Source organism: Pedobacter sp. NJ-S-72 (assembly GCF_053890575.1).
The window spans coordinates 3,293,329-3,306,750 of sequence record NZ_CM132681.1 but is presented as its reverse complement, the minus strand read 5'-3'; the positions used below and the strand labels follow the sequence as shown (position 1 = coordinate 3,306,750).

At 38.8% G+C, this 13,422-nt stretch carries 11 protein-coding genes and 3 pseudogenes; 8 read left to right on the top strand and 6 right to left on the bottom strand.

Going from position 1 to position 13,422, the window contains the following annotated elements:
- Positions 1–2: 2 nt before the first annotated feature.
- Positions 3–750 (top strand): annotated as a pseudogene (locus ACWYN3_RS22060) (succinate dehydrogenase/fumarate reductase iron-sulfur subunit).
- A 254-nt stretch (positions 751–1,004) separates the two neighbouring features.
- Here the strand turns inward: ACWYN3_RS22060 and ACWYN3_RS22055 are convergent.
- Positions 1,005–2,701: pseudogene (locus ACWYN3_RS22055) on the bottom strand (sodium:solute symporter family transporter).
- Positions 2,702–2,880: 179 nt separating this feature from the next.
- Here ACWYN3_RS22055 and ACWYN3_RS22050 point away from each other — a divergent pair.
- A complete protein-coding gene (locus ACWYN3_RS22050) occupies positions 2,881–3,486 on the top strand; it encodes a TetR/AcrR family transcriptional regulator (RefSeq protein ID WP_456216363.1) in 606 nt (201 codons plus the stop codon).
- A gap of 59 nt (positions 3,487–3,545) precedes the next feature.
- On the opposite strand, the pseudogene fabF reads toward ACWYN3_RS22050, so the two are convergent.
- Positions 3,546–4,792: pseudogene (fabF, locus tag ACWYN3_RS22045) on the bottom strand (beta-ketoacyl-ACP synthase II).
- A 266-nt stretch (positions 4,793–5,058) separates the two neighbouring features.
- On the opposite strand from fabF, the gene ACWYN3_RS22040 reads away from it, so the two are divergent.
- The 6 genes from ACWYN3_RS22040 to ACWYN3_RS22015 all read left to right on the top strand — a co-directional run bounded on the left by ACWYN3_RS22040 (position 5,059) and on the right by ACWYN3_RS22015 (position 9,139).
- Positions 5,059–5,436, top strand: coding sequence for a phosphoheptose isomerase (locus tag ACWYN3_RS22040; RefSeq protein WP_456223106.1), 378 nt, complete (start codon positions 5,059–5,061; stop codon positions 5,434–5,436).
- 216 nt (positions 5,437–5,652) lie between these two features.
- On the top strand, positions 5,653–5,937 hold the full coding sequence (locus ACWYN3_RS22035) for a hypothetical protein (protein ID WP_456216362.1): 285 nt from the start codon (positions 5,653–5,655) through the stop codon (positions 5,935–5,937).
- On the top strand, positions 5,921–6,388 hold the full coding sequence (locus tag ACWYN3_RS22030) for a fatty acid desaturase (RefSeq protein WP_456216361.1): 468 nt from the start codon (positions 5,921–5,923) through the stop codon (positions 6,386–6,388). The genes ACWYN3_RS22035 and ACWYN3_RS22030 overlap by 17 nt, the downstream gene beginning before the upstream one ends.
- Before the next feature lie 92 nt (positions 6,389–6,480).
- On the top strand, positions 6,481–6,939 hold the full coding sequence (locus ACWYN3_RS22025; protein ID WP_456216360.1) for a carboxypeptidase regulatory-like domain-containing protein: 459 nt from the start codon (positions 6,481–6,483) through the stop codon (positions 6,937–6,939).
- A 269-nt stretch (positions 6,940–7,208) separates the two neighbouring features.
- On the top strand, positions 7,209–7,496 hold the full coding sequence (locus ACWYN3_RS22020) for a hypothetical protein (RefSeq protein WP_456216359.1): 288 nt from the start codon (positions 7,209–7,211) through the stop codon (positions 7,494–7,496).
- Positions 7,497–7,669: 173 nt separating this feature from the next.
- Entirely contained in the window at positions 7,670–9,139 is a 1,470-nt protein-coding gene (locus ACWYN3_RS22015) for an outer membrane beta-barrel protein (RefSeq protein WP_456216358.1), read from the top strand.
- A gap of 78 nt (positions 9,140–9,217) precedes the next feature.
- Here ACWYN3_RS22015 and ACWYN3_RS22010 read toward each other — a convergent pair whose 3' ends face one another.
- From ACWYN3_RS22010 to ACWYN3_RS21995, 4 genes are all read right to left on the bottom strand, one after another.
- Positions 9,218–10,549 carry a DEAD/DEAH box helicase gene (locus ACWYN3_RS22010; protein ID WP_456216357.1) on the bottom strand — a complete coding sequence of 444 codons (1,332 nt, stop codon included), beginning with the start codon at positions 10,547–10,549 and terminating at the stop codon, positions 9,218–9,220.
- 128 nt (positions 10,550–10,677) lie between these two features.
- The gene (locus ACWYN3_RS22005) at positions 10,678–12,015 is read right to left on the bottom strand and encodes an MFS transporter (RefSeq protein WP_456216356.1); all 1,338 of its coding nucleotides are present in this window, start codon (positions 12,013–12,015) and stop codon (positions 10,678–10,680) included.
- A complete protein-coding gene (locus ACWYN3_RS22000; RefSeq protein ID WP_456216355.1) occupies positions 11,987–12,370 on the bottom strand; it encodes a hypothetical protein in 384 nt (127 codons plus the stop codon). The genes ACWYN3_RS22005 and ACWYN3_RS22000 overlap by 29 nt, the downstream gene beginning before the upstream one ends.
- Entirely contained in the window at positions 12,364–13,377 is a 1,014-nt protein-coding gene (locus tag ACWYN3_RS21995) for an APC family permease (RefSeq protein WP_456216354.1), read from the bottom strand. The genes ACWYN3_RS22000 and ACWYN3_RS21995 overlap by 7 nt, the downstream gene beginning before the upstream one ends.
- Between the last annotated feature and the right edge of the window lie 45 nt (positions 13,378–13,422).

Sequence of the window (13,422 nt, the reverse complement as noted above, 5' to 3'; positions counted from 1 at the left end):
CCATGAAGATAAATCTTAAAATATGGCGTCAGAAAGATGCAAAGACTAAAGGAAAACTGGTAGACTATATGCTGGATCAGGTAGAGAGTCATATGTCTTTTCTGGAAATGATGGATACACTGAATGAGCAGCTGATTCTGAAAGGAGAAATGCCTGTTGAGTTTGACCATGATTGCCGGGAGGGGATTTGCGGAACCTGCGGAATGATGGTAAACGGCCAGGCCCACGGGCCGGTTCCTGGTTTAACGGTATGTCAGTTACATATGCGGGAATTTGAAGATGGAGCCACGATTTATGTGGAACCTTTTCGGGCGGCTGCTTTTCCAATTAAACGAGACCTGAAAGTTGACCGTTCAGCTTTTGACCGTATTATACAGGCAGGTGGTTTTTTACAGCGCGAATACTGGTCAGCCGGCGGAGGCAAATACTTTATTGATTACGCATGAAACTGCTGAGTCTGCTTTTGATTCTGCGGCTTGCATTGGTTGTGGCGCGTGTGTGGCAACATGTAAAAATTCAAGTGCTGCACTTTTTACTTCTGCAAAGGTTTCTCATTTGGCAAAGATCCCGCAAGGAGAAAAAGAAGCGGCTAAAAGAGTGTTGAAAATGGTATTAAGGATGGATGAGGAGGGTTTTGGGCATTGCAGTAATACAGAAGCCTGTGAAGTAGAATGTCCGCAGGGAATATCTGTACTGAACATTGCAAGAATGAACTGGGAGTATACGAAAGCGAATTTGTTAAAAGATTAAAATATATTTTTTATCAGCTGTAGCGTTTCCTTATTTCGTTACGTTTTACAGCTAATAGGTTAAGATTCGAATACCGGAATCGGGTAATGGTAGTTGCCTAAGGGGGTCTTCAGAGGTGTGTTTTGTTGCTTACCAATGTTGATATATATTACAGGAATTTGAACTTTTAGGTAGATGAAATTCCACACACACAAATGGATACAATAGCCCCTCAGTCTTATGGATTGAGGGGCTTTGTTTTATTAAAATGTTTTTTACCAGAAAAGGCTGTATAAAGCCACTATAATTCCACCTACGATCAATGATCCTATAGCGAAACTCTGATTGGTTTTAAACATGCTCCTGTCTACTTCAAGACCTTTAGGATTAATACCATTTCTATTTTCCATTTTACTGATGATGATCATTGCTACCACACAAATTGCGAATACAAAACCCATACGGTCAATAAAAGGAATCTCATATAGCATGGCACCATTTTTCTGCTCTGCAAGTTTAGAGAAACCATAAGGGCTCAGCCATTCCAGGTTAGCGAATGATGGAAGCACTTTGAAGAATACAGATAAGATGAAACCACCGATTGTAGCGAATAATGCAGCATTGGAAGTCGTTCTTTTCCAGAAAAATCCAAGTAAGAACATCGCGAAAATACCAGGTGAAACAAAGCCTGTATATTCTTGTATAAACTGGAAACCTCCTTTTTTATCGATTCCTAATTGCGGAGCGATAATAATAGCAAGGATCATGGCTACAATCACAGTAATCCGGCCTACAACTACTTGTTTGTTCTCATCAGCATCCTTATTGATAACTTTCTTATAGACGTCAAGGGTGAATATCGTTGCGATACTATTTGCTTTTCCTGCAAGTGAGGCTACAATAGCTGCTGTTAAAGCAGCAAAAGATAATCCTTTAAGCCCTGCAGGTAATAGATTAAGTAATACGGGGTAAGCCGAATCTGCATTTAAAGATCCATCTTTTAACATTGATTTATGGAAATCTCCGTAACCTTCTTTATATAATACATAAGCGGCAATACCTGGTAAAACAACGATGACTGGCATCAGTAATTTCAGGAATGCAGCAAATAATAATCCACTGCGGGCTGTCTTTAAATCTGCGCCCAAAGCACGTTGTGTAATATATATGGTGGTTACAGCCCCAATAGTTCAGGTTAACAATCCACATTCCACCAATTAACATCGATAATCCTGGCAGATCCATGTAATGTGCATTCTCTTTATGGAAGATCATATGGAAGTGATCAGTAGCTTTTTCTTTGATCAGTGCAAGGCCATTAAACACACCTGTGGTTCCAAAATGTGTAGAGACCAGTTCAAGCGCAAGGTATGTAGTAGCCAGACCACCCAGGATCAGGAAAAAGACCTGGATTACATCAGTATAGCCAATTACTTTCATCCCGCCAAGCGTGATAATAACAGCGAAAACTGAGAGTATATACATACAGGCAGTGATGTTAATTCCAGAAATGCTGTTGATGGCCAGGGCTCCAAGATAAAGGATGGAGGTCAGGTTGACCACAACATAAAGCAGCAGCCAGAAAATGGCCATAATCATCGCTACAGTACTGTTATACCGCTGACCAAGAAATTGAGGCATGGTATATATCTTGTTTTTTTTTGATATAGACCGGAATAAAAAAAATGGCTACAATAATCAGGGTTGCAGCAGCCAGCCATTCATAACTGGCAATAGCGAGACCCATTGTGAAGCCAGATCCACTCATTCCAATAAATTGTTCTGCTGAGATGTTAGATGCAATCAGGGAGGCTCCGATGGCCCACCATGTTAATGAATCTTTTGCCAGGAAGAAATCTTTTGAATTTTCTTTTTGTGCTTGTTTTTTGCGGTAAACTGTCCAGCCGTATAAGGCGACGATCAGGAAGTAGACCAGGAAAACGACGTAGTCGTAAGTGCCTAATGAGTTCATAGTTTAAGTGGTTTGAATTGAAGGTTGTGTGTGGTCCTTGAATTCATTTCCTTTATCAGGGGTTGGTTTATAATTGGTTGTCGAAATAAATTTAGTATAATAATTTTATTATGCAATTTATCAGCTGAATTTAAACGTCTTCTATGGTTTGATACAGAAATTTTAAGGACTTTTGTCTTATGGATAATGTATTGTCAAAAGCAGAGCGCACCCGTCAGTTTATTATTGAGACTACAGCAGGAATCTTTAATACCAAAGGATATGCCGGGACTTCATTGTCAGATCTGACCGATGCTACTCATCTGACTAAGGGAAGTATTTATGGGAATTTTGAAAATAAGGAAGATGTTGCACTGGCAGCTTTTGATTATAATTTATTGAAGATCAGAAAGGCAATCGTACAGCGTATCCAAAAAGCTGACAATTACCATGATAAACTAATGGTTTATGCGCAAGTCTATCATAGTTTTAGCGGAACATCTTTCCCTATTGGGGGATGCCCGATTCTGAATACTGCGATTGAGGCCGATGATACGAATACGTTACTAAAGGCAAAAGCTTCAAAAGCTGTAACTGACTGGAAAAAAGATATTAGTACACTGATATCAACAGGAATAGAAGCAGGAGAATTTAAAGCAGATACAGATGTTGACCGTGTGGCCTATTCTATCATTGCTTTAATTGAAGGGGGGATAATGATGATTGAGAAGATTACTGGTCATTCAGCAAATCTGGATAAAGTCCTGGTTACTGTAGAATTACTGATCCTTCAGCTGAAAGCATAATTGAAGGCATAAAAAAGCCGGAATTGACTGAACAATTCCGGCTTGTATTTATTCTTTTTTTATAATGATTTGAATACAACGATTCCGTTGTGACCGCCAAATCCAAAAGTATTACTCATTGCCGTTTTAACTTTGGCAGATATAGCTTCTTTAATCACGATATTAAGATTTGATGGAATTGCAGGATCAAGCTCATCTGTGTTAATCGTTGGCGGGATAATGCTATCCCGCATTGATAATAAACAGATAATTGCTTCAATTGCACCAGCTGCCCCTAATAAGTGACCGGTCATAGATTTTGTAGCACTGATAAACAAGTCATTTTTACCCAATCCTAATAAGTTAGTTACGGCCTTCGTTTCAGAAAGGTCACCAACCGGTGTAGAGGTAGCATGCGTGTTTAAATAGTTAATGTCATGGATAGTTAAACCAGCCTCAGTAAGGGCTAATTTCATTGCATGAGATGCACCTAAGCCTTCTGGATGGGTTGCTGTCATATGGTAAGCATCAGCAGTCATTGCTGCACCGCCTATTTCTCCATAAATAGTTGCTCCGCGTTTTACTGCGTGCTCATATTCTTCAAGAACCAATGCACCAGCACCTTCGCCCATAACGAAACCATCACGTTTAACGTCAAATGGTTTTGAAGCTGTTTCAGGTGTGTCATTCTGTGCAGACATTGCTTTCATCGCACAAAATCCACCTACAGAAGAAGCCGAAATCGGAGCTTCTGAACCACCGGTTACAATGATTTTTGCTTTACCCATACGGATATAAGTAAAAGCATCCATAATTGCCGTATTAGAAGTTGCACAGGCAGAAACTGTTGTATAGTTGATCCCCATGTAACCATTACGGATAGATATCATCCCTGATGCCATGTTAGCAATCAGTTTTGGAACAAAGAAAGGACTAAAGCGTGGTGTGTACCATTACCAAGTGCAAATTCAGAAGCCTGCTGCTCGAAAGTATCCATTCCACCTTGTCCTGATCCCCAGATTACACCCACGTCAAACGGATCCATTTTATCAAATTCGAAACCTGAATCTTTGATTGCCTCATCTGAAGCTACCAATGCGTACTGTGTAAAACGGTCTGTTCTTTTGATATCTGACCGGTCTAAATATTTTGTAACGTCATAATCCTTGAGTTCACAGGCAAATTGCGTGCGGAAGAGGGAGGCGTCGAAGCGGGTGATTTTTGCAGCTCCGCTTTTACCAGCTATGGTATTGCTCCAGAAAGTATTTACATCATTTCCTAAAGGGGTTAATGCCCCGATCCCTGTGATAACAACTCTTTTTAACATATGCATATATAAATTAATGATTGATCATTGCCTTCAAGGCTTTGATTAACTCTTACAAAAGTATGATTATATTTAATACCTAATGGTATAATTACTGGGTGAATTTCCCGGTTTTCCCATTTATGACGCGAAAATACAAATATTAAAGTCAAAAATGACGCTGTTTAAATTTATCTTATCTATATAAGAATCTGTTTAAATAAGACAGTTTCTTATATTTGAACATTAAAATATTTAAATATAATGTCAGATCAGAAAAAAAATAAATATTCGACAGTGTTGCACAGCGACTCAAAATTGAAGGTTTTAACGTAGTTAATCGTGATGAGACCCGTCCATGGGGTGGTTTCTTTGTTATAGATGAAGCACAGGCACAACAGTTTGCTAATGTTTATTTTGACGGGTTAAATGTAGAAGAGCTGAAAATTTCAGGAAAATTAAGTCCTAAAATTTTAATAGTAGCACCTAATACGCGTTTATCATGGCAATATCACCACCGTCGTGCCGAAATATGGAGAGTAGTTAGCGGTACTGTTGGTGTAATTACCAGCGAAACTGATGAGCAGGGTGATGTTCAGCAACTGGTTCCTGAGCAAACTATCAAATTGAAACAGGGAGAAAGACATCCTGGTAGGTTTGGATGACTGGGGAATTGTTTCTGAAATCTGGCAGCATACTGATCCATCTAACCCATCTGATGAATCTGATATCGTACGTGTATCTGACGATTTCGGCAGATAAATTATATTCATGCATGTGCCCGGTCCTAATTAGATCAGGCACATGCTTTTTTTTCGCTACTTTTGTAAATTAAACATCCGGTTAGCCGGGTGCCCTGTTTGATTTATACTTAATACCATATGATCATATTAATATTTTTCCTGCTGCACTGGTTCTTATCACTTTTTTCTCAAACTTTCTTCTTACACCGTTATGCTTCGCATAAGATGTTTAAAATGAATACTTTCTGGGAGAAGTTTTTCTATGCTATCACATTTCTATCTCAAGGTTCTTCTTTCTTAAACCCCCGGGCTTATGCTATACTTCACCGTATGCACCATGCTTTCAGTGATACAGAAAGAGATCCGCATTCACCGCATTTTGTAAAGGATGTATGGGGTATGGGGTATGATGATACAGACTAAAAATATTTATCTGAATTATGCAAAGTATAATGAAGAACCTGAAGAACAATTTCGTGATAAATATCCTTCATGGCCATTAATTGATAAAATCGGTGATTCATGGATTACAAGAATGGTATTCATCAGTTTTTATATCTGGTTCTATGTAACCTTCGCTACTGCGTGGTGGATGTTTTTATTATTACCGATTCATTTCCTGATGGGGCCTTTGCATGGTGCAATTGTAAACTGGTGTGGTCATAAATACGGCTATTCAAACCATGATAATAATGATCACAGCAAAAACTCTTTGCCACTCGATTTTTTAATGATGGGAGAGTTGTTTCAGAATAATCACCACAAAAAACCTAATAGCCCAAACTTTGCCTCTAAATGGTTTGAGTTTGACCCTACTTATCCGCTGATGAAGGTTATGCACTGGTTACACATCATCAGAATCAGGAAAACTTAAAAAAATAATTTTTCACGATAGGATATTGGCATGTTTTTTAACACTATAAATAAAAGATTATTCTCATATTTACTTAACTGCCGGGGTCAATTTTGAAAATATATACAACCGCGTTTTTATTTATAGTTTTAAACGTATTTATACATCTTTCTGCAAATGCACAAGTCCGTATTAAGTTTCGGGGTCTGGTATTAGATACGACAAATGTGGGTATTCCAGGTACTAATGTGCGTTTGATCTCAGGTAAAGATACTTTATTCAGTAATACTGATAACAGCGGGGCTTTCAGCTTTTCCAATCTAAAAAACGGTACAGCAACACTCCTGATCAGAGGTATAGGCTATAAGCCTTATAGTACTGCTTTTACATTGAAGGAAGGGGTGACAGAACAAATCTTACCAACAGTATTCTTAAAATCAGCTGCGCTTCAGTTAAATGAAGTCATCATTAAAGGCAATGTAGTGCCTATGCGAGTGATGAAAGATACAGTAGAGTTTAATGCAGATGCGTATGCCGTCCATGAAAATGATATAAAATTGATGATCTACTGAAACAGCTGCCCGGAGTAGAAATAGATAAGGATGGGAATGTTACCTCAGCGGGTAAGGCCCTGACTAAAATCCGTGTAAATGGAAAAGACTTTTTTACGGGTGATGTCAAGGAGTTTATCTCAAAATTACCTGCTGGTACAGTCTCTAAACTCCAGTTTATTGATGACTATGGAGATAAGGCAAATTTTACAGGGATCAAAACCGGGGAACCTCAGAAGATATTAAACGTCGTACTTAAATCGGACCGCAATAACGGGAGTTTTGGAAGTGTGACCGTAAGCGGTGGAACCAATAAACGTTATGGACTGAACGTTAACGATTATATATGGCGGGATGTTAAACAGATCGGTGTAAATGGGAATGCCGGTAACACGAATACAGGTGCGGGAATTAGTACAAACGCTAATGCAGGAACCAGTTACCGGGATAAAATTGGTGAAAAACTGATCATTAACGGTAATTATAATTATAGCTATAATAAAAAAAATGAGAGTGTGTACAAGAGAGCTTTGTTACAACAGCAAGCTCGCAGGGTACTCTTTATAATAAATCAGTAAATTCAAATTCCTCGAAAAATAACACACATAACTTTGACCTGAGCCTGGAATCAACAGATGAGGCAAATTATATCAGGGGAGGTATAAGAGGAGTAATACAAGGAACAAATAGTGTTTCAACAAATGATTCTAAACAAACTGGTGTAAGCAAGCGGGATTTAAATACACAAAGTATGGGCAGACAGAAAAACCCCAATCTGAATGCTGATTTCTCGATGGCCCGCAAATTTAAAAAGACAGGCAGGATTTTTTCACTGAGTGTATTTGCGGGGTCTGGTCTGACCAGTAATAGCACTGATCTGAATAATCAAATCAAATATTATGATTCAACGGGTGTGGCTGTTAAAGACTCTTTATTAAATCAATTGGTAGATGATCGTAACCGGGCTACGAATGTGACGGCTAATCTTACTTTTACCGAGCCTTTGAGTAAGAAATCAGATACGCTTGTTAAAAAAAATCTGGATTTCAGTTACCTGTTCACACTCAATCATACCAATAATAGCCTGGATACTAAAAACAGGGATATCATGGGGAGTGTCAAGGAAGTCGATTCATTAAGTAATACTTATACTTCTTCGTTTAGTAAACATATCATAGGTCTGAATTACAGGTACGAAACAAAAAAGTTTAATTATGTTCTGGGGATTAACGGGCAGCCTACTTTGTTAACCGGTTCTTACGAGGGGCGGACTGATAAAATTTATCGTGCTGGTTTCAATATTTCTCCAATTGCGCGCTTTAACTATATGCTTTCATCCAAAGATCAGTTTAATGCTTTTTATAGTGGAAACAGTGTAGAGCCTAATTTTAATCAACTGCAGCCTGTAAGAGATACCCGGAATTTGCAGAATGTTGTGGTTGGAAATCCTAAGTTGAAAGCGGCTTTTAATCATTTAATCAACTTCAATTATAACCACTCGAACCCGAAAAAAAAAGGCAGTAATCTGCAAATAGGAATAAGAGGTGCAGTAACGCAAAACCAGGTGGTATCCAATACGGTACTGATCAAGGATGTTCTGGATGGTTTTAAACAGGAAACCCATTATCTGAACGCTAATGGTAATTATAACATTGGCACTAACTATTACTGGTCTTTGCCGTTTGCTAAAAAGAAATTCACCTTTGAACTGGTAGGGGGGGTAAATTATAATCATCGTATCTCTTTTGCAGAGCAGGTGAAAAATATTGGAGAAGGGATAAATATCAACCAGAGAACAGGACTGCGTATGAACCGGAAATGGATTATGCTGCATACTAGTGCCAGTTATACCTATAATAGTAATGTCTTTTCTATTCCAGGATTTAATTCAAATAAGATACAGACCTGGGCATTCAATATGGATAGCAGGGTGTTTATTTTAAAGAGTCTGATTCTTGGACTAAATGCCGGAAAAACTATCAATCAGGGTTTTTCAGTTGCTGCAACAAACCCGTTTATAATTAATGGTTCGATTGAGAAGACTTTTTTTAAGAATAAACAGGCGAGTGTGAAACTGGAAGGGAATGATTTTTTGAATCAGGGTAATAATCTGAACAGGTCTGTCATCGATAATACCACCACGGATAGTAAGACTAACCAGATCACAAGATATTTTTTACTGAGCTTTACCTGGAACCTGCAAAGTTTTGGGGGAGAGTAAGCGTTCAAAAAATAAAAGCCCTGATATTTCTACCAGGGCTTTATTGTACTTATTTAAACACTAAATAGCTTTAGCTAATTAATCTGTTTTTGCTTTAGGTCTTGAACCGTTGAATCTGCGGTTACCGCCACCACCATTACCACCGCCCGGAGTTCTTTTTGCTCCGCTAAGGTTTGGTTTATATTCTGTTCTTTCAGGACGTCCACCTCTTGATGGCTTGCTTTTTCCTTTAACTTTTGCTGCAGCAGCGCCAGACATCAGGCTCTGCCAGCTCATTGCATAAGGATGATGATCTTCCTGTACAGGTATTTTAAGGGCAATTAATTTCTCGATATCGTCAAGGTATTCTTTTTCTTCTCCATCACAGAAAGAGAAGGAAACTCCACTGTTACCAGCACGGCCTGTACGGCCAATTCTGTGTACATAAGTTTCAGGAACGTTTGGCAATTCGTAATTGATTACGTGAGTCAGTTCATCCACATCAATACCACGGGCAGCAATATCAGTTGCTACAAGAATACGTGTAGTTTTAGCTTTGAAATTAGTTAAAGCTCTTTGTCTCGCATTTTGCGATTTATTACCGTGAATTGCTTCTGCTTTTACGCCAACTTTAATCAGGTCTTTAACAATGCGGTCTGCACCATGTTTTGTACGGGTAAAAACAAGAGCTGTTGTAATTGTTTTGTCCTTAAGAATATGGATCAGCAGATTTTTTTTATCGTTTTTATCTACATAGTAGATTGATTGCTCAATTTTTTCTGCAGTTGAAGATACTGGTGTTACTTCTACTTTTAAACGATCTGTTAAAATAGTATTTGCCAGTTTCTGGATTTCTGCTGGCATAGTAGCCGAGAAAAACAATGTCTGTCTTTTAGCAGGTAATTTTGCAATGGTTTTTTTAACATCATGGATGAAACCCATGTCCAGCATTCTGTCTGCTTCATCCAGTACAAAAATTTCAACATCTTTAAGATTAACAAAACCCTGGTTCATTAAATCAAGCAATCTGCCTGGTGTAGCGATCAGGATATCTACTCCACGATGCAAAGCATCAGTCTGAGCTTTTTGTCCAACACCACCAAAGATAACCAGGTGACGTAAAGAAAGATTTTTACCATAAGCATTGAAACTTTCTTCAATTTGAATGGCAAGCTCACGCGTTGGCGTTAATACCAGGGCACGGATCGGTCTGGGGCCTTTAGTATTCTGATGTTCTTTATTCAGCAGCTGTAACATAGGAATTGCAAAAGCCGCTGTTTTACCAGTTCCGGTTTGCGCACAGCCTAGTAAGTCTCTGCTTGTTAATATAGTAGGGATAGATTGTTCTTGTATAGGGGTTGGGTTAGTATAACCCTCTGCTTGCAGCGCTTTTAAAATAGGCTCAATCAGGTTTAATTCTTCGAATAACAATGTGTTTGAATTTTAATGTGTATAATAATGAAGAGACGTTAACAATCAGCAGGTGTTTAATTAATGAATTCCTTGCTGTTTAAAGAGTTACGTTTCGCTGGCGCAAATATACATATAAGTTCCGTAACTTATTTGTCTTCTTTAAAGCGGGTGAAAAACAATAGGGCAAGGACACATAAAACAAAGCCCACAACACCGTTTAAACGCAGGCCGAAATCGTGTCCGGGATCTTTACCATAAATAGTGAGCATGGCGAAAAGCGCGATACCTAAAGTCTGGCCAAGTTTAACAAACAGGTATTTGACTGCGAAAAACATGCCTTCATGGTTTTCACCAGTCTCTTTAGTATCTTTTTGTGCAATATCGGCAAGAATAGCATTTGGTAAAATACCCAGTGCAGCCAGAGGAAAGGAAGCACAGACAACCAGGATATACATTTGCATTACAGGTGAGAAAGGCAGATGGCCGAGGAAGTAAATAGTGACAAAAATAAGACTTAAGACAGCAAAAGCTGCTAGCACGAGCGCCTTTCTGCCATAGTGTTTCGCCCCTGAATTAATGAAAGGATAAAATAAAAGTGAAAGGATTACCATAAGCCCCATATATTTTCCGCCATCAGATTCAGGAAGTTTCAAGAGTACACTGACAAAGTAGAGTAACCCGCTCGAAATGATACTCAATGCGGTATAATAGGCGAAATCTGAGATCAGATAATACTTGAAATTTGAATTACGAAAAGTGTTTTTAATGGCAGGGATCAATGCAATGTGAGTGGGTTTACCATTGCTGTATTCCTTTTCATTGATGGTAATTACAGGCAGGATCATGACCAGTCCGGAGAAAATACTGAGCCCGATAATTGTATATTGAAGGGCTTCCATCCGCTGGTGAATATGAAAGATATTTTGAATCAGATCGGCAAAGTTATTGGTCATCGCTGACAGGATCATGCCCATCACAAAACCCACCTGCTGGAAAGTAGATAATTTTATTTTTTGCTCAGTGGTATGTGCCAGTTCGGCCAGTAATGCATTGTATGGGATGATATAAGTGGTGACCGACATGAAAAATCCAATCAGCATCAGGGTTAGCCACCAGGCATTTGTTGTAGATTCTGCTTTGACCAGGGGATGGAATATCAATCCGCAAAAAATGACGGCCGGAATAATTGCATAACGCATAATCGGGATGCGCCTTCCTTTTGGGTTTTTGCTTCCATCGCTCAGTGAAGCAATAAAAGGATCATAAAAAGCATCAAACAATCTTCCTGATGCTGCAATAAGGGAAAGAATGTTAAAAGCACCAAAAACAATGAGTTGCGGAACTAGTGGAGTTAAGCCTGAATTAGTAGGCGGCAGATAGAAATAGGGAAGCATGACAATAATAATATTGGTCATTATGCTCCAGCCCATCATTCCGGCTGCGTACGTAATCTCTTTACTTAAGGGCAGTTCCTTCTGCTGCATCGGTTATTTTGTTCTTTTTGTTGAATATTTTTGCAATAAAATAAATGATTACGAATGCTATAAATATATACAATCCATTCATCGCTGCGGATGGATCATCCTGATAAATACTGATTCCGACAAACAGATAAAAGGAAATAAACAATATAGGAAGAAACGGATACCATTTCATCATATAAATGCTGTTTTTATCCAAATGAGAAGTGGTTCTGCGCAAGATAAATAATGTAGCTGCCGAACTTGCTGTTCCGATACATTCCAGAATGATGGAGTAATTTACAATCTTATCAAATGTTTGTGCAAAAAAGAGTGTAACCATTACTAAGGCAGTAAAGGTGGTTAGACTGACTACCATGACATCTGTTTTTTTTTTGCTCTTCTGCGCAAAAATAGAAGGAAGGGCTTTTTCTTCACCCATGGCATGGCAAACATGGCTCTTGGATTACTTAGCAGATTTACGTTGACATACCCGAGAACTGACAAGAAAATAACAGCAGAAAGTATGGTAAAGCCAGCAGGACCAAAAATCTTTCCTGCTAATATAGCTGCGATGCTATGGGCTGTTTTCAGTTGTTCAAACCCGATCACTTTTACATAGGCATAATTGATTAACAGGTATAAGGTAATGATAATAAACAGTCCCATTTTAATCCCTTTGGGGATAATTTTTTTTGCGTCCTTAACTTCTCCGCCCAGGTTAATGGTTTGGGTATAGCCGGCAAAAGAAAAGGTTACTGCAATAAGGCAAATTCCAAGGGCCCTGCCATAATCTGACCAGACGGGTAAACTTCCCGATGCAGTTTTAAATATAGGGGTAACGGTTTCTGCGTGTCCGTTAAAAAATATGGCACAAATCAGGGTTAGCACGAGTGTGATCTTAATCACGGTCAGAATGTTCTGAACTTTGGAACTGGCTTTCAAGCCAAGCAGGTTGATGCTATAGCTATAGAAAATAAGTATAGTGATACCTGCAACTATAAGCCGGTAAAAATCAGTCTGCATCTCTGATGGGAAAATAACACTGCTCAGATATTCTGAACCAATTAAGGTCACACCTGCCATCGAAGCAGCATTTGTTAACACTACCGTACCATTAATTGCAAAGGCGACAGAGGGATGATAGCAGGTTGAAAATATCTTATAATAACCACCGGTTACGGGAAAACGAGAGCCTATTTCTGCATAAATCAGTGCACCGCAATAGGCAACTAAACCACCGATAATCCAGGCTAAAAAGAACAATTCGGGGATCTGCGCCTTGGCAGCCACATTGACTGGTGTACGGAAAATCCCCATTCCAATAACTAAACTGACTACGATCATAGACAGATCGAAAAGGGAAAGTTGTTTTTTAGGCTGCATGGATAGGTAGAGTAAATGTACGAAGGTAAGGCAAAATGTGTATTT

What these genes read in the sequence shown, in the direction of transcription:
- ACWYN3_RS22050 (WP_456216363.1), top strand. Translation starts at nt 2,881, where the DNA reads ATGGATAATGTATTGTCAAAAGCAGAGCGCACCCGTCAGTTTATTATT.
- ACWYN3_RS22035 (WP_456216362.1), top strand. Translation starts at nt 5,653, where the DNA reads ATGATCATATTAATATTTTTCCTGCTGCACTGGTTCTTATCACTTTTT.
- ACWYN3_RS22030 (WP_456216361.1), top strand. Translation starts at nt 5,921, where the DNA reads ATGATGATACAGACTAAAAATATTTATCTGAATTATGCAAAGTATAAT.
- ACWYN3_RS22015 (WP_456216358.1), top strand. Translation starts at nt 7,670, where the DNA reads ATGGGCAGACAGAAAAACCCCAATCTGAATGCTGATTTCTCGATGGCC.
- ACWYN3_RS22005 (WP_456216356.1), bottom strand. Translation starts at nt 12,015, where the DNA reads ATGCAGCAGAAGGAACTGCCCTTAAGTAAAGAGATTACGTACGCAGCC.
- ACWYN3_RS22000 (WP_456216355.1), bottom strand. Translation starts at nt 12,370, where the DNA reads ATGGTAGTCAGTCTAACCACCTTTACTGCCTTAGTAATGGTTACACTC.
- ACWYN3_RS21995 (WP_456216354.1), bottom strand. Translation starts at nt 13,377, where the DNA reads ATGCAGCCTAAAAAACAACTTTCCCTTTTCGATCTGTCTATGATCGTA.